The organism is Acidimicrobiales bacterium (assembly GCA_041394185.1).
Lineage (GTDB): Bacteria > Actinomycetota > Acidimicrobiia > Acidimicrobiales > Poriferisodalaceae > JAAETH01.
Genome location: JAWKIQ010000001.1, coordinates 1,110,042 through 1,132,679 on the forward strand (window position 1 = coordinate 1,110,042; position 22,638 = coordinate 1,132,679).

Genomic DNA, 22,638 nt, shown 5'->3' on the forward strand with positions numbered 1-22,638 from the left:
GCTCAGGCCGTTGCCGCCCGGCGCTCGGTGACCAAGCGGGTAGCGGTCTCCGAGGCGACGGCGGCGTCGCGGCAGTATGCGTCGGCGCCGATGGCTGTGGCGAACTCTTCGTTCAGCGGTGCGCCGCCCACCAAGACGATGTGGTGGTCGCGCAGACCCTTCTCGATGAGCGTGTCGATGACGACCTTCATGTAGGGCATGGTGGTGGTGAGAAGGGCCGACATGCCGACGATGTCGGGGCGGTGCTGGTCGATGGCGGCCAGGAACTCGTCGACATCGGTGTTGATGCCCAGATCGACGACGTCGAACCCGGCGCCCTCGAGCATCATCGCCACCAGGTTCTTGCCGATGTCGTGGATGTCGCCCTTGACGGTACCGATGACCACCTTGCCGATCGGTTCGGCACCGGTCTCGGCCAGAAGCGGACGAAGCACCTCCATGGCGGCCTTCATCGCGTTGGCGGCCAGCAGCACCTCGGGAACGAACAAGATGCCGTCTCGGAAGTCGTCGCCGACCACCTTCATGCCCGAAACCAGAGCGTCGTTCAGGATCTTCTCGGCATCCCAGCCACGCCCCAGGAAGATATGGGTGGCTTCGACCAGTTCTTCGCCCAGGCCGTCGTAGAGATCGTCCTGCATCTGGGCGACCAGGTCGTCGTCGTTGAGATCTTCGAGGATGATCTCTTCGCCATCGGCTGACTCGCCGCTAGTCGCCTCGTCTGCCATCGAAACTCCCTGTTATCGCGCTGCACAACGGTACCGCCGGTGCGGCTCGACCACACTGACCCTTTCAGGGATAAGGTCGGCCTTTCACACCATGGAAATTAGGTCGCTGCACGTGCTTGGAGGCTGGCGTTGACCCCAGATGAGTTCAGAGAGTTCGGCCACCGGCTGATCGACTGGATTGCCGACTACAGGCAAACGGTGGGCGAACGCCCCGTGTTCTCGCAGGCCCAGCCCGGTGACGTCAAGTCAAAGCTGGGTCCGGTGCCTGAAACTCCAGAGTCTTTCGACGCGATCATGGCCGACCTCGACCAGGTGATCATGCCCGCAATGACGCACTGGCAACACCCCGACTATTACGCCTGGTTTCCGGGCAACGTGTCGCTGGCCTCGGTGCTGGGCGACCTGGTCTCGACCGGTCTGGGCGGCCTGGGGCTCTCGTGGGAGGCGTGTCCGCCCCTCACCGAGGTCGAAGAACATGTCTGTGGCTGGTTCGCCGACATTCTGGGGCTGCCCGACCCGTGGCGCGGATCGGTGATCGACACCGCGTCGATGGGGGGCTTCTTGGCGATGGTGGCAGCCCGCGAGCACGCGTCGAACATGTCGATGCACCACGGGGGCATGCGCGAGCTGGGCGCACCCCTGATCGTCTATGCCGCATCCACTGCCAACACGTCGGTGAAGCGTGCCGTGCTGACCGCGGGTTATGGCGCCCAGAACCTCAGGTTCGTGCCCCTCGACTCCGAGCAGGCCATCGACGCCTCGGCCCTGGCCGAGATGGTCGACGAAGACATCGCCCTCGGCCGCATTCCGGCGGCGGTAGTGGCAACGCTCGGAACCACCGGAGTCACCGCCTTCGACCCCATCGACGCCATCGCCCGCATCACCAACAAACACTCGATGTGGCTGCACGTCGACGCGGCCATGGCCGGCAGCGCAGCCCTGTTGCCAGAGTTCGCCGAGCGATTCGAAGGCATCGAACGGGCCGACTCGATCAGCCTCAACCCCCACAAATGGCTGGGCACGGCCTTCGACTGTTCGCTGCTGTTCGTTCGAAACCCCCGGCGGCTCACAGGGGTGATGTCGATCGACTCCAGCTACATACCATCGGCCGAGTCGGCGGCTCACGGCGACCTGGTCACCCAGTACCGAGACTGGTCGGTGCCCCTGGGCCGGCGCTTCAGAGCCATGAAGCTTTGGATGCACCTGCGCATCGATGGTCTCGAGGCCATACGTCAGAGGCTTAGGCGCGACGTCGAGAACGCCAGATGGCTGGGCCGCCAGGTTGCCGCGGCCGACGACTGGGAGCTGGTGGTGCCGGTTCGCCTGCAGACGGTGTGCGTGCGCCATCGACCGGGTGGCGACCTGTCGGCGTTGGCCGGCCCAGAGCTCGATGCATACACCGATGCCTGGGCCCGCCGCTTGAACGAGTCGGGGCGGGCCCTCGTAACCCCCGACACACTCGACGGGTCGCGCATGGTACGCCTGTCGATAGGTGCCATCCCGACCGAACGCGAAGACGTCGAACGTCTGTGGCAGAACTTGCAGTGGGTCGTCTCGCGGGTGCAGGACCCGGCCGGACAGCGATAGCGACATGAGACAGCAATAGCGACATGAGACTCAGCCCCCGTATCACCGCTCAGATCCACAGCCCCATCGGTGAGGCCTTCGCCATGGTGCAAAGGCGCGGCGGCAAAATGGACCTACTCGACCTGTCGCAGGCTGCGCCCAGCCATCCGTGCGCACCAGAGGTCGCCGACCACATCGCCAGGGTGGCGGCGTCGCCCGACGGTGGCCGATATTGCCCCCAGGAAGGGCTGCCGCATCTTCGCGAGGCCTTCGCCGCCGACCTCACCGCCACCGGAATCGGCACGGTCGAGACGGCCGACGTACTGGTGACCGCTGGGTGCAACCAGGCGTTCTGCCTGACCGTGTCTGCCCTTTGCGACCCGGGCGACGAGGTCGTGCTGGTGGTGCCGTTCTACTTCAACCACGACATGTGGCTTCGCCTTCAGGGCTTCGTGCCCCGCTATGTCGACCAGGCCACCGCCGCAGCGATCGAGCCAGTGCTCGGCCCCAACACGCGTGCGGTCGTAGTCGTGAGCCCCGCCAACCCCACAGGGCACACCACGTCGCCAGTCGACATCGAAGCCATTTTCGACCTGTGCGCGAGCCGTGGCGTGGTGTTGATGCTCGACGAGACCTATCGGTCGTTCAGGCCAAGCGACGAAGCACCTCACACCCTGCACCAACGCCCCGATTGGCGCGACCACCTGGTGACCCTGCACAGCTTCTCGAAAGAGTTCGCCATACCGGGCTACCGGGCTGGGGCTGTGGTGGCCGGACCGGCACTGACCACCGAAGCCATGAAGCTGCTGGACTGCGTGGCCATCTGCGCGCCCCGCATCGGCCAGGAGGCCGCCTGGGCGGGCCTGACCATGGCCGACGAGTGGCGGCGCCAGCAGACGGCGCGGGTTCGCGAGCGTCAGGCCTTGTTCGAGGCCGTCATGGCCGAGCGGCCCGGTGGGTTCACCCTGCAGCAGGCGGGAGCCTATTTCGGGTGGGTGTCGGCGCCCGATGGTGCGGGAAACACGGCCCAGGTGGTCGAGCAGCTCATCGTCGAGCACGATGTGTTGACCATTCCGGGTACGGCGTTCACACCGACCGATCAGCGCATGGTGCGCATGAGCTTCGCCAACCTGGCCGAGTCACAGATCGCCGAACTGGGCCAGCGTCTGGCGGGCTTCACCCCACGCGCAGGCTGACCACACGCCCAACCACCGACCCCGGAACCGGCGGAAGGTCCAGCAGCGAGGTCACCAGGTTGGCCACCTCGGTGGTGCGGATGGGCTGGGCACCCAGGTGGTCCGGCCGCGCGGTGCCAGGGTCTACCCGGTGGTCCCGGTTCAGGTCGTACAGATCGGCGCCGGGGCGTACCGCGGGCCCCCACACGATGAACGGAACCGTGTAAGTGTCGATGTCGGTCGGGTCGTCGTGGAACAGGCCGTTGTCGGGCCCTCCATGATCTGACGTGACGATGATGTTGGTGCTCGAGGCCAAACCGGCGGCATCGAGCCCGTCGATGATCTGCCCCACCAGCGCATCGGCGTCGCGCACAGCTTCGCGATATGCCGGTGTCGCCCATCCGCTGGCGTGGCCGGCGGAGTCCGGATAGCGGATGTGGAAGAAGACGAATTCGGTTGATGGCGATGCGGCCACCAGATCGAGCATCGGCGCGACCAGTGCGGCAGGATCGTTGCGATCGTAGACGTCGATCTTGTTGCGACCGTCGTTGGCTCCGATGCGGTCGACCGCACCGTTGAATGCGTTGTAGCTGCGCTCGATGACGTCGAACTTGTCCTTGCCTGCGTACATCGCTGTGAGCCCGCCGTTGTCGTGCACCACGTCGAACACCGACGAGACGTAGAACCCGGCCTCCTCGTGCACGGTCATGCCCAGGTCCTGGTTGTCGGCAACCTGGTGACCCCATGGCTCCAGCACGTAGCGACCGGTCAACTGCGGCGCGTGGTTGGGCAGGGTCTTGGTGACATCGTAGTCGGTGCGGGCGTTCAGAGTTGACGCACCCTCGCCGATCAAGGCGACCAGGTTCGGAGTGAGCGCAGCCGTGACGTGGTCGGAGCGCAGCCCGTCGATGCTGATGTGGATGACCCTCTGGGTGTCGATGGACGTGCAGACACGGTCGTCGAACGCTACGCCCGAGTACCAGGTGCGAATGTCGTAGATGCCGTTGCGGCTGGCGCGCAAAATGGTGGCCTGCGAGCTTCCGGCCCCGGGTGTTGCCACCCACTCACCGTCGAGTCGCACCACGTGTCGACCGCCGAGGTCGTTCCAGCTGAGCACCGCGTCGGCGCCGATCCACTCGAGGGTGCAGGTCGCGACCTGATCGCCCGTCAGATCGCACGCAATGTCGGTCGATCCGGCTGTGGTCCAGACCCGAATCGCGTAGTCCGCGCCTGGGGGAGCGGCCGTGTCGGTGAACGAAGCGGCCCCGGCCGGCGGTGTTGCCAACCACCGCCCGTCGCGGCGCACCACATTCGAACCCGCCTGCACGTCCCATCGGATGGTCACGACCGATCCGTCTCGAACCGCCGAACATGTCGGCCCGCCGGCTCCGGCGTCGGCCTCGACACAGTCGATGTCGACTGCGACCTCGGCATCGTTCCAGTACCGCACCGAGTAGCTCGCCTGGGCCGGAGCCTGGGTGTCGAGGTAGCTGGTGGCTCCCAGGTCGGGGCTGGCCAACCACGCACCGTCGCGACGCACCACCGGCCAGCCCGCAATCGGCTGCCACTGAAGTGCGACTCCCAGTTCGCCCCTGCTGAAGGTGCAGCCGGGCGCCTCACCCACTGCGCCAGCGGTCGGAGAAAGGGTGAGCACCGAAGCGACCAAAGCCGCTGCCAACCCGGCAGCCGCGAGACCGCGACCAAATCGCGAGCGGCGCGAAGTACAGGATTGCGACATGTGAGAACCGATCTGGGGCTTGCAGGACTCTCGGAGAGCATGGCAATGCCCTCGGATTCAACAAGCTAGACGGTCAACCACTCTCTGTGAAGGCTGATCTCACTCTGCGTGGTCTAGTGAGCCTTCGGCTCAGCGCGTGACCAGGATGCGCTCGCAAGCAAACGTGCCGACGCCCACGGTGGCCGAGTCGTCGAGACGCACGGTCATGGTCGAGTCGGGTGATATCGCCGTGACGACCCCGGAGCTGCCCGGAACCAGGTTTGCGCCCTCGAGGAACTCGAGCATCCCGGGCACGAACTCGAGCTCTTCTGGTATCCGCGACACCACAAAATCGCTGCCGACATCCAACTCGCTGAGCGGCACCGTCTCTGGGGCCCGGTATTCGCTGCCCGGTATCGGGTTGCCGTGCGGGCACGTGGTCGGGTTGTCCAGCAGCCTCAGCAGCGCCGCCTCGACGGTGGGCGAGATCACATGCTCCCATTTGCCGGCTTCGTGGTGCGCCTCGGCCCATGACAGGCCCAGTATGTCGGTGAGGAAGCGTTCGGCTACGCGGTGCCGCCTCACCACGGTGCGAGCCAGCGTTCGGCCGGTCTCGGTCAGCGAGATAGCCCCGTCGGTGACATCGACGAACCCCTCACCCTCCATGCGCTTCACCATCTCCGAAACAGCCGGCCGGCTGACCTCGAGACGCTCGGCGATGCGGGCCCGGATGACGTCGACACCGTCTTCGTTCAGCTCGAAGATGGCCTCGCAGTACTCCTCGAAGGCCGGGTGGTACTCGGGCGAGGTATATCCGGGCGCCGACATGAGTTGGAGGATACCGGATGGTCCTAATCACCGCCCCCGGACGGCCGACGCCATTCAGTGCAAGGCGCGGCCCTGCACCAAACACGGTGGAACAGATCAGGTAAACACACCAATGACCCACCACGACGACATCGACTTCTTCGAGCTGGCGCCGAGCGCTTACGTCGTAGTCGATCTGGCCGGGCCACTTTTGAGGGTGAACGCCCGGTTCTCGGACCTGTTCAACATGACCAGTGACGTCGCCTTGACCAAGACGGTCGCAGACTTTGTTCACCCGACCTACCGACGCCACGCAGCGACCCTGACCAGGGCGATGCTTCGCGGCGAGGTCGATTCGATCACCACCGACATGCTGTTGATGCGCGGCGACGGCGGCACCTTCTGGGGCAACCTCGACGGCAAGCTGGTGTTCGACGAGACCGGCTCTCCGCTGTACTTCCTCGGCGCTCTGTCTGACGTGTCACGAAAGATCGAGGCGGTGAACGCCCGCCAGGATGTCGAGCTGTTCGCACAAAGGCTGGTGGCCACGGTCAGTCACGAGCTGCGTGCACCACTTCACGCCATGATGGGAATCGCCGAGCTGATCAGCTACTCGAGCGACGAGGCACTGGCCGAGCGGGGGCGCACCATGGTGCAACTCGCCAACAGCCAGCAGGACCTCATCGACGACATCTTGTCGATCACCAGGTTGCAGTCGGGTACCGAGAAGCTGACCCACGAGACCTTCAGCCCACGCCGCCTGCTGGTCGACGTCGGCTCGACGGTCGAGAGCCTCGTCCCCAAAGGGGTCGAGTTCGTGGTGGCGGCCAGCAGTTCGGTTCCCGCCAACGCCTTCGGGCCCAGGGCCAAGATCCAGCAGGTGCTGGTGAACCTGGCGTCGAACGCATGCAAGTACACAGAGGTGGGCACGATCGAGGTCAAGCTCACCTCGTCGGGGCCCGGTCGCCTGACGTTTTCGGTCAGCGACACCGGCACTGGCATCCGCCCCGAACATCGAGTCAGGATCTTCAACGCCTTCGAACAGCCAGACGGCGGGCGGGGCGGCGTGGGGCTGGGACTGGCCATCAGCCAGGCCGCGTTGGATTTGATGGGTTCGAAGCTGGAGCTGGAAAGCGAACCGGGAAAGGGCAGCAGGTTCTGGTTCGACCTCGAGCTCGACACGGCCGCCAGCGAGGCGCGGGCTGCAGATCCGCTGACCAAACGTGCCAGTGGTCGCTCCAGCGCTGCGGTTCTGGTCGTCGACGACAACCCGATCAACCGCACCCTCGCGCAGGCCCAACTGGAGCAGCTCGGCTACGAGGCCGTTCTGGCTGCCGACGGCGCCGCGGCACTGGAGCTGCTGGCCGCCACCCGTTTCGACGCCGTGCTGATGGACTGGCACATGCCAAACATGGACGGCCTGGAGACCACCAGGCGTCTCAGGGCACTCGAACAACACCACGGGTGGCGTCGCACCCCTGTGCTGGCGGTGACAGCGCGGGCGATGGAGGGTGACCGCGAAGCGTGCCTGGAAGCCGGCATGGACGACTTCGTGGCCAAACCGGTGTCGCTTGCCAGCCTGTCAGGCGTACTCGAGCGCAACGTCGAGTTGCCTTCCAGCCAGACGCAGGAACAACAGGCGGCACCTCGCCAACCCGAGGCCGAGACCGGGGCCGACGAACCCAACCCTGAACCGTCTCGGCACATAGATGCGCGCCAGATCGACGGACTGGTCGCCGACCTGGGCGATCGCGACACGGTGCTGAAGCTGGTGCAGACGTTCATGAGCGATCTGGCGAAGCAGGTCGGGTCGATCGTCGCCGCTGTCGAGGCCGGCAACACCGACGCGTGCCGACGCCTGGCGCACACTCTCAAGTCGAGCAGCCGGCTGTTGGGAGCCACCGGATTGGCCGCGGTGTGCGAGAGGATCGAGCTCGATTGTGCCGAGGGCCAGGCCGTGACGGCATCGTCGACCGCCGAGCTGGTGGCCGAGGCCGACGGTTGCGCACGCGACTTCGAAGCCATCCTGGCCGACGCTGCTGCCGCCAGTGGGTTCGTTGCGGATCGGGTCGACCCTGATCGGATGGGCACGGCACACTCGCTATCGTGACCGCGGTGTCTCCGCCCGCCGAAACAGCTCTCGACGTATCGGTCGAGAATTTGTCGGCTGCCTACGGCGCCAACCAGGTGCTGCACTCGCTGTCGTTGTCGGTCGCCGCAGGCGAAACGATTGCGTTGCTGGGCCCCAGCGGCTGTGGCAAGACGACCTTGTTGCGTTGCATAGCCGGCCTGGAGCGACCCACCGCAGGCCAGGTCACCATCGGCCAGAAAGTGGTCGCATCGCCAACGGTGTGGGTGGCCCCCGAGCGCCGAGGCATCGGCATGGTGTTCCAGAACGGCGCCCTGTTTCCCCACCTCGATGTCGAGTCGAACATCGCGTTCGGTCTGGCGCGCAACAAGGCGCGCTCTGGCAGAGTGTCCGAAATGCTCGACCTGGTGGGACTGGGTGGTCTCGGAGCCAGGATGCCCTCGGAGCTGTCAGGCGGCCAGCAGCAGCGGGTGGCCTTGGCACGGGCCCTGGCGCCATCGCCGCGACTGCTGCTGCTGGACGAGCCGTTCTCGAGCCTCGATGTTGCGCTGCGGGTGATGCTGCGCACCGAGGTCAGGTCGGTGTTGTCCGACGTTGGTGTGACGGCCCTGTTCGTCACCCACGACCAAGACGAGGCATTTGTCATGGGCGATCGGGTCGCCGTGCTGCGAGACGGAAACCTCGAACAGATCGGAACTCCATCCGAGCTGTACGCAACTCCCGCCAACCCCTGGGTGGCAGGTTTCGTGGGCGAGGCGAACCTGATCCAGGCCAGTGCGGCCGACGCCGATGGCACCCTGGTCGACACCGCGCTGGGCCGGCTGCGCGTCGTCGGCGCGCCGGCCGGGCCGCTCACGGTGCTGGCCAGGCCCGAACAGCTGGCTCTTCGCCCTATCTCGCCGTCGGGCGAAGCCACCTCGGGCGGTGTGGTGACCGCAATCGAGTATTACGGCCACTCCACTCGCTACTCCGTGAAACTCGCCGACACGACGCTGATCACGGTTCGCGCAGAAGGCGAGCCCGACTTCGCCATCGCCGACCGCGGATCGTTGAAACCAAGGCCACCGTTCACCCCGCCTGGTCGTCTCAGCGAGAGGCGCGGGCGGCCCTGTAGCGCTCGACGAGCCGATTGGTCGAGCCATCGTGGCCCAGTGGTGCCTCGGCATCGACCAGCTCCGACAGCACCCGACCGGCCAACACTTTGCCCAGCTCGACACCCCACTGATCGAAGCTGTTCACGCCCCAAACGGTGCCCTGCACGAACACCCGGTGCTCGTAGAAAGCGATCAACTGGCCCAGAACCCGCGGGGTCAGATGGTCGGCGACGATGGTTGTGCTGGGCCGGTTGCCTGGAAACGTCTTGTGCGACACCAGACCGGCAGAAACCCCGTCGGCGGCCACCTCAGAGGCCGTCTTGCCGAATGCCAAAGCCTCCGATTGAGCCACCATGTTGGCGAACAACTGATCGTGTTGGGTCGGCTGATCGGCCGCTAGGGCATCGCCGGGCTGGTCGTAGCCCTGAGGTGGGTTGAGCATCCCGATGAAGTCACAAGGAACGGGCGAGGTGCCCTGGTGCAGCAACTGGTAGAAGGCGTGCTGGCCGTTTGTTCCGGGTTCGCCCCACACGATGGGGCCGGTGTCGTAGTCGACAGGCTCGCCGTCGATTCGCACCCGCTTCCCGTTCGATTCCATGTCGAGCTGCTGTAGGTAGGCGGCGAAGCGGTCGAGCAGTTGGGCGTAGGGCAACACCGCGTGGCTCGGCCAGTGCCAGAAGTTGCGATACCAGACACCCAACATGGCGCTGAGGGCGATGGCGTTGCGGGCCAGCGGGGTGTGCGCCATGTACTCGTCGATGGCTCTGAACCCGTCGAGCATCTCGCCAAAGGCTTCTGGACCGATCGCGATCATGATGCTCAGACCGATGGCCGAGTCCATGGAATAGCGGCCACCCACCCAATCCCAGAAACCGAACATGTTGGCTTCGTCGATTCCGAAGTCGGCTACTGCTTCTGCGTTGGTCGAAAGGGCGACGAAGTGTTTGGACACAGCCGAGCTGTCGCCTCCGGCCGCGTCGACCAGCCAGCGCCTGGCAGCTTGGGCGTTGGCCATGGTCTCGGCGGTGGTGAACGTCTTGGACGCCACCAGGAACAGGGTGGTGGCCGGGTCGAGCCGGGCGAGCGTCTGGCTCATCTGCACCGGATCGACGTTGGACACGAAAGCAAAGCTCAGCCCGTCGATGACGTGAGGCTCGAGGGCGCGCAGCGCCATCGCCGGGCCCAGGTCGCTGCCTCCGATGCCGATGTTGACCACAGCGTCGATGGGCCTGCCGTCGAAACCGATCCACTGGCCGGTCCGCACCCTTTGGGCCAACGCCGCCATGGCGTCGAGCACATCGTGCACCTGGTCGACCACGTCAACGCCGTCGACCTCGAGGCTGTCGGAACGCTGGCGGCGCAAGGCTGTGTGCAGAACCGCTCGGTCTTCGGTGGAGTTGATGCGGTCGCCCCTGCACATGGCCTCGAAGCGCTGCACCACACCCGTGCTGTTGGCCAAGTCGACCAGCAGAGAGACGGTGTCGCTGGTAGCCAGGTGCTTGGACAGGTCGACCGTCAGGTCTGCGACCTGGTAGGTCATGTGATCGGCGCGCTGCGGGTCGTCGTGGAACAGGTCGCGAAGCGAAGCGTGAAACGCGCTGCGGTGGTGCGACAGCGCAGCCCAGGCCTCGGTGGCAGCCGGGTTGATCGGGTCTGTCATTGGGAGGACTCCTCGTCGTCTGGCACCGAGCGGGCGCGGCTGGGTGCGACCCGCGGGGGCTCGAGTGGTTGTTTCGGGTAGACCGGCGGCCACGGCGCATCCATCAGCCCCGCGTCGATGTCGCGCTGGAACCAGGCCAGGGGAGTGGTGATGTCCTGGGGGCGTTGGTGAAAGCCCAGCCAAGGGTCGCCCAGCCGCTGCACCCTCTCGGGGACCGTGGCGATGGTCAACGAATCGGGATCGATCTCGTCGACCTCATCCCACGCGATTGGTGCAGACACCTGAGCCCCGACCCTGGGCCTGACCGACCAGGCACCGAACACCGTCTTGTGCGGCGCGTTCTGGTTGTAGTCGACGAATATGCGAGTGCCGCGCTCTTCCTTCCACCACGCGGCCGTCAACAGATCGGGTCGCCTGCGTTCGAGTTCGCGAGCGATGGCCACCGCCGCAGCCCGCACCTCGACCGAATCCCACCGTCTGGCGAGTGGCACGTACACGTGCAACCCCCTGCTGCCGGTGGTCTTCAAGAAGCCCTCGATGCCCAGCTCGTCCAACAGCAGCTTCACCTCGCGGGCGGCCTGCCTGGCCATGTCGAAGCTGGTGCCCGGCTGGGGGTCGAGGTCGATGCGGAGTTCGTCAGCGAACCCGGGGTCGTCGGCCAAGAAGGGCCACGGGTGAAATCCGAGGCACCCCATGTGAACCGCCCACGCCACATGGGCCATGTCTTCGAGCACCAGGGCGTTGGATGGGGTGCCGTTGGGGGTCATCACCGTCGTGGTGTGAAGCCAATCGGGGGCGCCCTTGGCGACACGCTTCTGGAAGAAGCTCTTGCCACCGGCACCGTCGGGAAACCGCTGCAACAACGTCGGACGCCCGCCGAGGCAACTCATGACGGGCTCGGCGATGGACAGGTAATAGTCGATCAGGTCCAGCTTGGTCTCGCCACGTCGGCCGAAGAAGACCTTGTCGGGGTTGGTGATGCGAAGCTCGCGCCCGTCGATCTCGAGCACGACAGCATCAGCCATGGACCCAGGCTACATATTGACCCTGCGTGCCCCGTGCTAGCCGGCCAAAGCGACGGCCGGATCGGTCCAGCTCATCTCGTGGGCCACGGCGACCGCCTCGTTGGTCAAAACGCCCCGGTGGACATTCAACCCGGCAAGGAAGCTGGGATCTGAAGCCAGGGCAGCCAGGCCGGCATCGGCCAGACGCACGGCATAGGGCAAGGTGACGTTGTTCAGCGCCTTGGTCGATGTGCGCGGAACCGCGCCAGGCATGTTGGCCACGCAGTAGTGCACGACCCCGTCGACCACATAGGTGGGGTCGTTGTGGGTGGTGGGGCGCGAGGTCTCGAAACAGCCGCCCTGGTCTATCGCGACGTCTACCAGCACAGACCCAGGCCGCATGGTCGACACCATCTCGCGGGTGACCAGCTTGGGTGCCTCGGCCCCAGGCACCAGAACCGCGCCGATCACCAGGTCTGCGCCCGCCACCAGGTCTTCGATGGCCGACTTGGTCGAGAACACCGTTTCGAGGGCATTGCCGAAACGGTGCGAAAGCCGATCCAGCACTGCCAGGTCGCGATCGAGAACCGTGACGCTGGCCCCAAGGCCGATCGCCATCTCAATGGCGTTGAGGCCCACGACACCACCGCCGATGACCACGACCCGGCCCGATGGCACACCCGGAACACCGCCGAGCAGGGTCCCAGACCCGCCAACCGGGCTTTCCAGGCACCGGGCCCCGGCCTGCACCGACAGACGTCCGGCCACCTGCGACATGGGCGTCAAAAGCGGCAGTCGGCCGGCCTGGTCGGTGACCGTTTCGTAGGCAACAGCCGTGACACCGCTGGCCAGCAGCCCCTGGGTCTGTGGCAGGTCTGGGGCCAGATGCAGGTAGGTGAAGAGGATCTGCCCCTCGCGAAGACGCGCAATTTCGGCCGGCTGAGGCTCTTTGACCTTGACGATCATGTCGGCGCGCTCGAACACCTCGTCGGCGCCGGCGACGATGGACGCACCAGCGGCGATGTACTCGTCGTCTGGTGATGCAGCGCCCACCCCGGCGCCCGACTGCACAAGCACCTGGTGACCACCGCCCACCAGTTCCTTGACGCTCGAGGGCACCAGCCCGACCCGTCGCTCGTCGCTCTTTACCTCTGTAGGTACCCCGATGATCACCGCTGCTCCTCCCGCAGAAAGCACTATGGGAACAACATAGGGACATTCTCGAGACGAATCCTGCAGAGTTGAGGCCGCCAGGCGGTGTTCGACACCATTATCTTGCGCACTTCAACCCAGCGCCGACAAGATGTTGCATGGCCACACCCGATCGACTCGACGAACTCGACCAATCGCTTTTGCAGGTGCTTTCCGCAGAGGGCCGCATCTCCAACGCGGCGCTGGCCGACCGCGTGGGTCTCAGCCCCTCGGCGACCCTGCGCAGGCTCCGCCGGCTCGAAGAGACCGGCGTTGTGGTCGGGTATCGCGCCGTTGTTGACCCTGCGGCTTTAGGCCGGGCCACCACCGTGTTCGTCGAGGTCAGCCTCGAAAGCCAGCGAGAGGACGTTCTGGAGGCCTTCGAGGAAGCCGCGTCGAAGGTTCCAGAGATAGTGGGCTGCCACCTCATCTCGGGTGACGCCGACTATCTGCTGCGAGTTCAAGCCGACGGGGTGGCCGGCTACGAGCGGGTGCACACCGCTCATCTATCGCGCCTGCCCGGTGTGTCGAAGATCCGGTCGAACTTCGCCATGAGGACGGCTTTCGACAGAACCTGAGCGCCCAGGCGCTGGGGTGTAGGGTGATCGAGTTCCCCTGGTGGACGAAGTCCGGTTAGAGCCCGGCACTGTCCCGCAACGGTTGAGCCTCTATTCGAGGACGAGTCCGGTCGAACCACCTGGGGCGCGAACCGACAACCCTCGCGGAAGGGCAGGTTCGATCGTCAGGTGCTGCCTGCGTCGACCGTACCCGGCCAAAGGAGCACCCATGATCAGACGATTCCTGTTGCCCTTGCTGACACTGCTGTTGTTGCTGGGAGCGTGCGGCGAAGATGCCGACAGCACCGCCGCAGACGCAACCGTGCCGGCCGAGACGCCCGAGCTGCGAATCATCTCGCTGTCGCCGAGCGCAACCGAGATCATCTTCGCGGTGGGGGCCGGCCCCATGGTGGTCGCCGTAGATGAGTTCTCGTACTACCCGCCAGAGGCGCCAGTTACCGAGCTCAGCGGCTATACGCCAAACGTCGAGGCGATCCTGTCCTACGAACCCGATGTGGTCGTGTGGCAGGGCGGTCCAGACGATGTGCGGGCCTCGCTGGACGCCGCCGGCGTGCAGATCGTCGATCAGTTCGCCGCCACCACCTTCGACGACATCTACGCCCAGATGCTCGAAATCGGCGAGCTGGCCGGCACCACAGACGAGGCCGAGGCCGCCGTTGCCGAGATGCGAGCCGATCTGGACGCCTTGGTGTCGTCGGTGCAGCCCCGCGACGAGCCGGTGACCTATTTCCACGAACTCGGCACCGAGCTGTACACGGCCACGTCGACCACGTTCATCGGCCAGGTGTACGGCCTGCTGGGTCTCGAGAACATCGCCGACGCGGCCGACCCCGACGGCGAGTTCTTCGGATACCCACAGCTCAGCGAGGAGTTCATCCTGGACGCCGACCCAGACATCATCTTCCTGGCCGACACCATCGGCTACGGCCAGACCGCGCAGACGGTGGCCGAACGACCGGGCTGGGATGCATTGAGCGCAGTGCGGGCCGGCAACGTGATCGAGCTCGACGACGATGTCGCCTCTAGGTGGGGCCCTCGCGTGGTCGACTTCGTGCGAGCCGTCGTCGACGCCGTCAACGCGCTCTGACACCGGTGACGCCATGACCTCGGGCCGCAGCGAGCAACCTTGAAGACCACCATCGACACCGCAACCGAAACCATCACGCCAACCCGATTGAGGGGCGCGTGGGTTGCCGGATCGATCGGTTTCACGGTCTTGGTGTCGGTAGTGGCGCTGGGCGTCGGCCCGGTCGACATCGCAGCTCATCGCGTGGCGGCTGCGGTGTTGTCGGAGCTGCCATGGGTCGACCTCGACCACGGACTCGATCCGGTGCAGCACACCATCGTCACCACCGTGCGCCTGCCCCGGGTGGTCCTGGGCCTACTGGTCGGCGCCATGCTGTCGATGAGCGGAGCTGCGTACCAGGGAGCGTTTCGCAACCCACTCGCCGATCCGTACCTGTTGGGCGTGGCCGCAGGCGCCGGCCTGGGTGCAACCCTGGCGATCGTCAACGACTGGGGGTCGGCTGTCGGCTTCGTCGACCCCGTGCCGCTGGCCGCCTTCATCGGCGCGCTGATCGCAGTGTCTGTCGCTTTCGGGGTGGGAAGCATCGGGGCTCGCTCCAGCGTCACCCTGGTACTGGCAGGCGTCGCCGTGGCGAGCTTCTTCACCGCCGCTCAGACCTATGTTCTGCAGCGCAACATCGACGTGGTGCAGGAGGTCTACTCGTGGATTCTCGGGCGGGTCAGCACCAGCGGCTGGGGCGAGGTCGAACTGCTGCTTCCGTACGCGGTCGTCACCGTGGCTGTGCTGCTGCGTTTCGCCCGGGCCCTCGACGTCATGGCGGTTGGGGATGAAGAGGCGCGCAGCCTGGGCATAGACCCCACACGCGTGCGCCTCATCGTGGTGGTCTTTGCATCTCTGGCCGCAGCGGCGACGGTTGCGGTCGCCGGGCTGATCGGCTTCGTGGGTCTCGTCGTGGCCCACGCGGTGCGCCTGACCGCTGGATCCAGCAACCGCATCGTTCTGCCGTTGTCGGCCATAGTCGGCGCTGCGTTCATGGTGCTCGCCGACCTGGTCGCTCGCACCGTCATCTCGCCCGCAGAGTTGCCGGTAGGGGTGGTCACGGCCTTTATCGGTGCCCCATTCTTCGCAGTCGTGCTGCGCACCACCAGAAAGACCCTGTGGTGAGCGCCGAGGTCGGCCACCGGGCAGGTGGGGCAGCCGTCGACGTGGCCGGCCTGACGGTCGAGCTGGGGTCGTCGCGGGTCATCGACGGCATCGACCTTTCGCTGGCGGCCGGCTCGTGGACAACCGTTGTGGGCCCCAACGGGGCCGGCAAATCGACCCTGCTGCGCGCCATCGCCGGTCTTGTGCCCATCGGGGGCAACGTGCGCATAGACGGCGCCGACCCACGCGGGCGGACTCGCGCTCAAGTCGTCGCCTACCTGCCCCAGAAGCCGACGCTGCCGCCCGACATGCGGGTGGTCGACTATGTGCTGCTGGGGCGCACACCACACATCGGCACGTTCGGCGCGCCCGGCGCCTCAGACCGCCAGATCGTCGGTGAGGTAGTCGAGAGGCTCGACCTGGCCCACCTGGCCCACCGTCCGATGGCGTCGTTGTCGGGTGGCGAGGCCCAACGGGCGGCGCTGGCCAGGGCGCTCAGCCAGAAGGCCCCGCTGCTGTTGCTGGACGAGCCCACCGCAGCCCTCGACCTGGGCCACGGGCAGGCGGTGCTGGAGCTGGTCCGCGAGGCACACTCGGCCTCGGGCACCACCATCGTGATGACCATTCACGACCTCACCATCGCCGGGCGATATGGCGACGAGCTCGTGCTTTTGAATGGCGGCTCGGTTGCCGCACGAGGCAGCCGCACCGACGTGCTCACCGCCGAAACCCTCGAGCGCCACTACGGTGCCAGGGTCCGCATCTTCCACGACGAATCGGGCCCCATCGTGGTCCCGTTACCAGCCGGAGCAGAACCGTGACCGACACCCCACCAGAACAAGACCCCAGGCCCCAGCTGCGCAACGCCCGGTCGTTGGTGATCGTCAACACCGGCAACGGCAAGGGCAAGAGCAGCTCGGCGTTCGGCATGATGTGCCGAGGAGTGGCTCGCGGCTGGAACGTCGCGGTCCTGCAGTTCCTCAAGTCTGGCGAGTGGCAGGTCGGCGAGGAAACCGTCGGCCGCCAGCTGGGGGTCGAGTGGCACGCGCTGGGCGAAGGCTTCACGTGGGACTCCGACGACCTCAGCGTCGACAAGGCGGTCGCCGCCGAAGCTTGGGCCAAAGCGCGCTCGGTGATCGAGGCCGGACGGCACGAGATGGTGATCCTCGACGAGATCACCTACCTGATGAACTGGGGCTGGATCGACGCCGACGAGGTGATCCGCGCCATCGTCAACCGCCCGCCCGACGTCAACATCATCGCCACCGGACGCGATGCCAGCGAAGCCCTCATAGAGATCGCCGACACCGTCACCGAGATGCGTCAGATCAAGCACGCCTACGAGTCGGGCATCGCGGCCAAGCGCGGCATCGACTATTGACCAGCCCAAGCAGGTACCCGCCGGCGCGAACAGTGCTAAGCATTTCTGCGTGGCCCACGACGACGATCTGACCGCCCAAACGGTCGAACTCCTGCAGACCCTGATCCGCAACCAGTGTGTCAACGACGGCACCGCCCAGTCGGGCAACGAGGTTCGCAGCGCTGACGTGCTGCAGACCTTCATCGAAGGGTCCGGTGTCGACGTCGAGCGATACGAGGCGGCCCCAGGACGTGTGTCGCTGGTGGCCCGAATCGAAGGCAGCGACCCCGCCGCCCCCTCGCTGTGCCTGATGGGCCACACCGACGTCGTTCCGGTGAACCCCGACGGTTGGCGACGCGACCCGTTCGGCGGCGAACTGGTCGACGGCGAGGTCTGGGGCAGGGGCGCACTCGACATGCTCAACCTCACCTCGGCTCAGGCGGTGGCGTTTCGAGACCTGGCCCGGCGAGGGGTCAGGCCCAAGGGCGACGTCATCTATTTCGCCGTCGCCGACGAGGAGTCCGGCAGCAGCTACGGCGCCCAGTGGATGGCCGACAACCACCGCGACGCAATCTACGCCGACTACGTGATGACCGAGTCGGGCGGCGTTCACTCGGGATCGCCCGATGCACCCTCCATCAGCATCAACGTCGCAGAGAAGGGCGTGGCCTGGCGAAGGCTGCGCGTCAAGGGAACCCCTGGCCACGGCTCTATGCCGTTTCGGTCGGACAACGCCCTGGTGAAGGCCGGAGCGGTCATGCAGCGCCTCACCGAGTATCGGCCCCAGCCTCAGTTTCACGAGCTGTGGCGGGCCCAGATACACGCGCTCGACCTGCCGGCGGAAGCAAAGGCACAACTACTCGACGAAGACCGCATCGACGACTTCCTGGCCGCGGTGCCAAACGCCGGGGCTGCAACCCACTGGCACTCTTGCACCCACACGACCTTCTCGGTCAACGCAGCCCGCGGGGCCATGAAGACCAACGTGATACCCGACCCGATCGATCTCGAGGTCGACATCCGCACCATGCCCGGCGAGTCGACCGAAGAGGTTCAGGCGCATCTGGACGCTGCGCTGGGCGACCTGGCAACCGAGGTCGAGGTGGTGGCGCTGATGAACGATGCGGCCACCATCAGCCCCACCGACACTCCACTTTGGGACGCCATTCAACGCGCCGTGGTGAAGCCGTTCGCGAACGCCCGACTCAGCCCCCAGTTCAGCGTCGGATTCACCGACGCACGCGTCTACAGGCAGATGGGTTCGGTGGCCTATGGCACCGGGTTGTTCAGCCCAGAGATCAAGGGCAGCGACTTCGCGTCTCGCTTCCACGGCCACAACGAACGCATCGACGTCGAATCGCTGCGGCTCACCACACAGATGTACATCGACGTGCTGGCCGATTTCTGGCGCTGAGGAAACGACGGAGAACACGAGCGTGGGCATTCGCGACATCGTCGGCAAGCTCGACGACCTCGATCTGGGCAAGGTCAAGGATGTGGTCGAGACGATCTGGGACGATCGCGACAAGATCGGCGAAGTCGTCGACCTGGTGTGGTCCAACCGCGAACGTCTGGTGCCGGTTCTCGACTGGGTGAAAGAGCACGGCGACGATCTGCTCGACTTGATGGAGAAGGTGCCCGAAATATTGGGACGGGCCGGCCAGGCGCTGACCGAAGCAGGGCACAGCGCCACAACTGCAGCGGGTTGGCTGGTCGGCCAGGCCGACGATGGCGTGGTCGAGCTGGTCGAGGTCGCGGCGAAGGCCCTCGACTCGTGCTGGGACGAGCTCGACGATGTGGCCAAGCTGCTGCGAAGCATCGGCGATCGGGTCGACGATGTCGAGATTCCCACCGTTGCACCCCGGTACACCGAGGTGATGGGCTTCGACGTCGTCACCGGTATCGACTTCGGTTCCGATCCGTTCCTCGACGGGGTGGCCGACCGGCTCAAGGACGGCGCCGATCGGGTCGGTGGTGTCGCCGCCGGTCTCACCACGGTGGCGTCGCAGCTGCGCGATGTCGCCGCCCGCGTCGTCGACGCCGGCAACGATCTCGATCAGGTCGGCAAGCAGCTCGACTCGTCGGGTTCGGCGCTGATGGCCATGGGGGCGACACGGCCCGTCCGCACCCGGCCCAAGGCAAAGCCCGCAGCGTCGAAAGCGGTTGGTCGCAAGCGACGGGCGTAACATCGGCCGGGCCATGAACTTCAGCAAGCTTCTCATCGCCAACCGGGGCGAGATCGCAGTTCGCATCGCCCGCAGTGCCGCCGATCTGGGTCTGACGACGGTGTCGATCGCACCCGCCGACGACGCCGACTCGACCCACACCAGGGTCACCGACCAACACGTCGAGGTGCCAGGCACCGGCCCGGCCGCGTATCTCGACATTCACGCCGTGGTCGAAGCGGCCCGCTCGGTCGGCGCAGATGCCGTGCACCCCGGCTACGGGTTCCTCAGCGAGAACTCGGCGTTTGCATCTGCTTGCGCGGCAGCGGGCCTGGTGTTCGTCGGGCCATCGCCTGAGACGCTTCGGCTGTTCGGCGACAAGGCCACGGCGCGCGACCTCGCAGCAACACACCACGTGCCGATCACCCGCGGCCAGCCCGTCTCCACCGCAGACGAGGCTGCCGAGTTCATGACCGAGCTCGGCGGCCCGGTGATGATCAAGGCGGTGGCCGGGGGCGGCGGGCGTGGCATGCGTGTCGTCGAGCAGATCTCCGACGTGGCGGTGATGTTCGAACGCTGCGCCTCCGAGGCCCAAACCGCCTTCGGCGATCCGCGTCTGTACGTCGAACAGCTGGTGTCGCCCGCCCGTCACATCGAGGTTCAGCTCGTGGCCGACGCCCACGGCGACATGGTGGTTCTGGGCGACCGCGAGTGCAGCTTGCAGCGCCGGCGCCAAAAGATCGTCGAGATCGCTCCGGCCATCGGAATCTCTGCAAACACCCGCGCCCGCCTGTCGCAGGCCACCCTCGACCTCGCGAGGGCGGCCGACTATCACGGCATCGGGACATTCGAGTTCCTGGTCGACGCCGAAGGCAACCTGTTCTTCATCGAAGCCAACGCCCGCCTGCAGGTGGAACACACGGTCACCGAGACGGTCACCGGCATCGACCTGGTCGCTGCCCAGCTGAACATCGCATCGGGGCGGCACCTGATCGACCTCGGCATGGTCGCGGGACTCACCCCCGAACCCAACGGAGCGTCGATTCAGGCCAGGGTCATCGCCGAACGCCTCAGCCCCGATGGCGAGTCGTTGCCCGCGGGAGGCACCATCGAGGTGTTCACGCCCCCAACCGGACCAGGCGTCAGGGTCGACACGGCAGCGCGCGTGGGCCAGCGAATCAACCCGCGCTATGACTCGCTGGTGGCCAAGGTGGTCGTCCACGGCAGCGATTTCGGCGCCGCGATCCGCAAACTCGACAGGGCGCTGGGCGAATTCGACATCGCAGGCGCCAACACCAACATCGCCGTACTGCGCCACCTGTTGGCCGAGCCCGACATCGCTGCGGGCGAGTTCACCACCAACACCGTCGAACCCCGGCTGGTCGAGATAGGCCGGCGCCTGGCCGATGCTCCCCACGACAGCGACCCGCTGGCGGTGCTGTCCTCGGCAGGCCACAAGGCATCGGCCGGACCGACGGCTGCCGACGTTCCCGACGGCCACATCGGCGTGTGCGCGCCCCTGCTGGGCACCATCGTTTCGCTCGACGTCATGGTGGGCGACGAGGTGGCCGCCGGCAGCCAGCTCGCGGTCATGGAAGCCATGAAGATGGAGCATGTGGTGACCGCCCCAGAGTCTGGCTTCGTCACCGCAGTCCACGGCAACGAAGGCGACGCCATCGACCAGGGAACGCTTCTGGTGGTCATCGAGCCGGGCACGGTTTCGGTCGTGGGCGAGACAACGACCGACGAAATCGACCTCGACCACATCAGGCCCGACCTGGCCGAAACCCTCGAACGCCACGAGGTGGGGCTCGATCACCGGCGGCCGGCCGCGGTTGATCGCAGGCGCAGCCAGGGCCGCAGAACGGCCCGCGAGAACATCGCCGACCTGCTCGACGATGGGTCGTTCATCGAGTACGGCCCCCTTGTTCTGGCCGCTCAACGCAAGCGTCGCACGCTCCAGGAGCTGATCGAAAAGACACCGGGCGACGGTCTGGTGGGCGGGATCGGAACCGTGGGGGCCGATCGCTTCGACGACCCGCGCGTCGCGGTCATGACCTACGACTACACGGTTCTGGCCGGCACTCAGGGCCACATGAACCACTACAAGAAGGATCGTCTGTTCGAGCTGGCCGAACGCTGGAAGCTGCCCACGATCGTGTTCGCCGAAGGTGGGGGAGGGCGCCCCGGCGACACCGACGGCACCCAGGTCGCAGGCCTCGACTGTCTGGCGTTCTGGATCTTCGGACGCCTGAGCGGGTTGGTTCCACTGGTTGGTATCAACACCGGCTATTGCTTCGCGGGCAATGCTGCCCTCCTGGGCATGTGCGACGTGGTCATCGCCACCAAGGGATCCAACGTCGGCATGGGTGGTCCGGCAATGATCGAAGGCGGTGGGCTCGGCGTGTTCCACCCGTCGGAGGTCGGGCCCATCGAACACCAGTGGCCCAACGGTGTCATCGACATCATCGTCGAAGACGACGCAGAGGCCGTCGAGGTTGCAAAGAAGTACCTGTCGTACTTCCAGGGCCCCGTCGACGAGTGGGAGGCCGCCGACCAGCGCCGTCTGCGCCACGTGATCCCTGAGAACCGCCTGCGCATCTACGAGGTACGCGACGCGATCGAGCTGATCTTCGACACCGATTCGGTGCTCGAACTGCGCCGCGGCTTTGCGCCGGGCATGGTCACGGCACTGGCACGCATAGAGGGGCGACCCGTTGGGGTGATAGCCAACGACCCGACCCACCTGGCGGGGGCCATCGACTCGGACGGTGCAGACAAGGCCAGCCGCTTCATGCAGCTGTGCGACGCCTACGACATCCCCATCGTGTTCTTGTGCGACACACCAGGAATCATGGTGGGCCCCGAGGCCGAGAGGTCTGGCACCGTGCGTCACGCATCGCGCATGTTCGTCACCGGATCGTCGCTGAGCGTTCCCTTCTGCACCATCGTGCTGCGAAAGGGGTACGGCCTGGGCGCCCAAGCCATGGCGGGTGGCTCGTTCAAGGCGCCGGTGTTCATCGTCGCCTGGCCCACGGGCGAGTTCGGTGGGATGGGCCTGGAAGGAGCAGTGAAGCTGGGCTACCGCAACGAGCTGGCAGCCATAGAAGACCCCACCGAGCGCCAAGCCGAGTACGACAAGCGGGTTGCCCGGATGTACGAGGTGGGCAAGGGAATCAACTTCGCCAGCGTGTTCGAGATCGACGACGTCATCGACCCCGCCGACACCAGGCATTGGATAACCGGCGCGTTTCTCGCCGCCGGGCCCCCGCGGCCCCGTGACGGCAAGAAACGCCCGATGATCGACACCTGGTAGACCCGGTGCCAAGCACTGGGG

General features: G+C 66.1%; 18 protein-coding genes. 11 read left to right on the forward strand and 7 right to left on the reverse strand.

Annotated features, from left to right (window positions below; translation table 11 throughout):
* Window positions 1-2: 2 nt before the first annotated feature.
* Entirely contained in the window at window positions 3-725 is a 723-nt protein-coding gene (locus R2770_05215) for a B12-binding domain-containing protein (protein ID MEZ5279851.1), read from the reverse strand.
* A gap of 129 nt (window positions 726-854) precedes the next feature.
* Here R2770_05215 and R2770_05220 point away from each other — a divergent pair, with 129 nt between their 5' ends.
* Together R2770_05220 and R2770_05225 are read left to right on the forward strand one after the other, a co-directional pair.
* The gene (locus R2770_05220; GenBank protein ID MEZ5279852.1) at window positions 855-2,312 is read left to right on the forward strand and encodes a pyridoxal-dependent decarboxylase; all 1,458 of its coding nucleotides are present in this window, start codon (window positions 855-857) and stop codon (window positions 2,310-2,312) included.
* A 23-nt stretch (window positions 2,313-2,335) separates the two neighbouring features.
* On the forward strand, window positions 2,336-3,487 hold the full coding sequence (locus R2770_05225; protein MEZ5279853.1) for an aminotransferase: 1,152 nt from the start codon (window positions 2,336-2,338) through the stop codon (window positions 3,485-3,487).
* Here the strand turns inward: R2770_05225 and R2770_05230 are convergent.
* Both R2770_05230 and R2770_05235 read right to left on the reverse strand, forming a co-directional pair.
* A complete protein-coding gene (locus R2770_05230) occupies window positions 3,468-5,120 on the reverse strand; it encodes an alkaline phosphatase family protein (protein ID MEZ5279854.1) in 1,653 nt (550 codons plus the stop codon). The genes R2770_05225 and R2770_05230 overlap by 20 nt on opposite strands.
* 213 nt (window positions 5,121-5,333) lie before the next feature.
* Entirely contained in the window at window positions 5,334-6,011 is a 678-nt protein-coding gene (locus R2770_05235; protein MEZ5279855.1) for a metal-dependent transcriptional regulator, read from the reverse strand.
* A gap of 112 nt (window positions 6,012-6,123) precedes the next feature.
* On the opposite strand from R2770_05235, the gene R2770_05240 reads away from it, so the two are divergent.
* Window positions 6,124-8,100 (forward strand): response regulator, encoded by a 1,977-nt coding sequence (locus tag R2770_05240; GenBank protein MEZ5279856.1) that lies wholly within the window; start codon window positions 6,124-6,126, stop codon window positions 8,098-8,100.
* Between the two features lie 61 nt (window positions 8,101-8,161).
* On the opposite strand, the gene R2770_05245 is transcribed toward R2770_05240, so the two are convergent.
* The 4 genes from R2770_05245 to ald form a co-directional block, all read right to left on the reverse strand.
* On the reverse strand, window positions 8,162-8,698 hold the full coding sequence (locus tag R2770_05245; protein ID MEZ5279857.1) for a hypothetical protein: 537 nt from the start codon (window positions 8,696-8,698) through the stop codon (window positions 8,162-8,164).
* A 467-nt stretch (window positions 8,699-9,165) separates the two neighbouring features.
* Window positions 9,166-10,833, reverse strand: a complete 1,668-nt coding sequence (gene pgi / locus R2770_05250; GenBank protein MEZ5279858.1) for a glucose-6-phosphate isomerase — start codon at window positions 10,831-10,833, stop codon at window positions 9,166-9,168.
* The gene (gene ligD, locus R2770_05255; GenBank protein MEZ5279859.1) at window positions 10,830-11,858 is read right to left on the reverse strand and encodes a non-homologous end-joining DNA ligase; all 1,029 of its coding nucleotides are present in this window, start codon (window positions 11,856-11,858) and stop codon (window positions 10,830-10,832) included. The genes pgi and ligD overlap by 4 nt, the downstream gene beginning before the upstream one ends.
* 36 nt (window positions 11,859-11,894) lie before the next feature.
* Complete coding sequence (gene ald, locus R2770_05260) at window positions 11,895-13,010, reverse strand: alanine dehydrogenase (GenBank protein ID MEZ5279860.1); 1,116 nt, start codon at window positions 13,008-13,010, stop codon at window positions 11,895-11,897.
* A gap of 137 nt (window positions 13,011-13,147) precedes the next feature.
* Between ald and R2770_05265 the strand changes: the two genes are divergently transcribed.
* From R2770_05265 to R2770_05300, 8 genes are all read left to right on the forward strand, one after another.
* Window positions 13,148-13,606 (forward strand): Lrp/AsnC family transcriptional regulator, encoded by a 459-nt coding sequence (locus R2770_05265; GenBank protein MEZ5279861.1) that lies wholly within the window; start codon window positions 13,148-13,150, stop codon window positions 13,604-13,606.
* A gap of 208 nt (window positions 13,607-13,814) precedes the next feature.
* The gene (locus R2770_05270; protein ID MEZ5279862.1) at window positions 13,815-14,693 is read left to right on the forward strand and encodes an ABC transporter substrate-binding protein; all 879 of its coding nucleotides are present in this window, start codon (window positions 13,815-13,817) and stop codon (window positions 14,691-14,693) included.
* Between the two features lie 39 nt (window positions 14,694-14,732).
* Entirely contained in the window at window positions 14,733-15,797 is a 1,065-nt protein-coding gene (locus tag R2770_05275; GenBank protein MEZ5279863.1) for an iron ABC transporter permease, read from the forward strand.
* On the forward strand, window positions 15,794-16,597 hold the full coding sequence (locus R2770_05280) for an ABC transporter ATP-binding protein (protein MEZ5279864.1): 804 nt from the start codon (window positions 15,794-15,796) through the stop codon (window positions 16,595-16,597). Before R2770_05275 ends, R2770_05280 begins: the two co-directional genes overlap by 4 nt.
* Window positions 16,594-17,157 carry a cob(I)yrinic acid a,c-diamide adenosyltransferase gene (cobO, locus tag R2770_05285; protein ID MEZ5279865.1) on the forward strand — a complete coding sequence of 188 codons (564 nt, stop codon included), beginning with the start codon at window positions 16,594-16,596 and terminating at the stop codon, window positions 17,155-17,157. The genes R2770_05280 and cobO overlap by 4 nt, the downstream gene beginning before the upstream one ends.
* A 49-nt stretch (window positions 17,158-17,206) precedes the next feature.
* Window positions 17,207-18,550 (forward strand): M20/M25/M40 family metallo-hydrolase, encoded by a 1,344-nt coding sequence (locus R2770_05290; GenBank protein MEZ5279866.1) that lies wholly within the window; start codon window positions 17,207-17,209, stop codon window positions 18,548-18,550.
* Between the two features lie 22 nt (window positions 18,551-18,572).
* Window positions 18,573-19,322, forward strand: a complete 750-nt coding sequence (locus tag R2770_05295) for a hypothetical protein (protein MEZ5279867.1) — start codon at window positions 18,573-18,575, stop codon at window positions 19,320-19,322.
* Window positions 19,323-19,335: 13 nt separating this feature from the next.
* Window positions 19,336-22,617, forward strand: coding sequence for a carboxyl transferase domain-containing protein (locus tag R2770_05300; protein ID MEZ5279868.1), 3,282 nt, complete (start codon window positions 19,336-19,338; stop codon window positions 22,615-22,617).
* Window positions 22,618-22,638 lie beyond the last annotated feature (21 nt).

What these genes read in the sequence shown, in the direction of transcription:
- R2770_05300 (MEZ5279868.1), top strand. Translation starts at nt 19,336, where the DNA reads ATGAACTTCAGCAAGCTTCTCATCGCCAACCGGGGCGAGATCGCAGTT.
- R2770_05235 (MEZ5279855.1), bottom strand. Translation starts at nt 6,011, where the DNA reads ATGTCGGCGCCCGGATATACCTCGCCCGAGTACCACCCGGCCTTCGAG.
- pgi (MEZ5279858.1), bottom strand. Translation starts at nt 10,833, where the DNA reads ATGACAGACCCGATCAACCCGGCTGCCACCGAGGCCTGGGCTGCGCTG.
- ligD (MEZ5279859.1), bottom strand. Translation starts at nt 11,858, where the DNA reads ATGGCTGATGCTGTCGTGCTCGAGATCGACGGGCGCGAGCTTCGCATC.
- R2770_05265 (MEZ5279861.1), top strand. Translation starts at nt 13,148, where the DNA reads ATGGCCACACCCGATCGACTCGACGAACTCGACCAATCGCTTTTGCAG.
- R2770_05215 (MEZ5279851.1), bottom strand. Translation starts at nt 725, where the DNA reads ATGGCAGACGAGGCGACTAGCGGCGAGTCAGCCGATGGCGAAGAGATC.
- R2770_05225 (MEZ5279853.1), top strand. Translation starts at nt 2,336, where the DNA reads ATGAGACTCAGCCCCCGTATCACCGCTCAGATCCACAGCCCCATCGGT.
- R2770_05240 (MEZ5279856.1), top strand. Translation starts at nt 6,124, where the DNA reads ATGACCCACCACGACGACATCGACTTCTTCGAGCTGGCGCCGAGCGCT.
- R2770_05270 (MEZ5279862.1), top strand. Translation starts at nt 13,815, where the DNA reads ATGATCAGACGATTCCTGTTGCCCTTGCTGACACTGCTGTTGTTGCTG.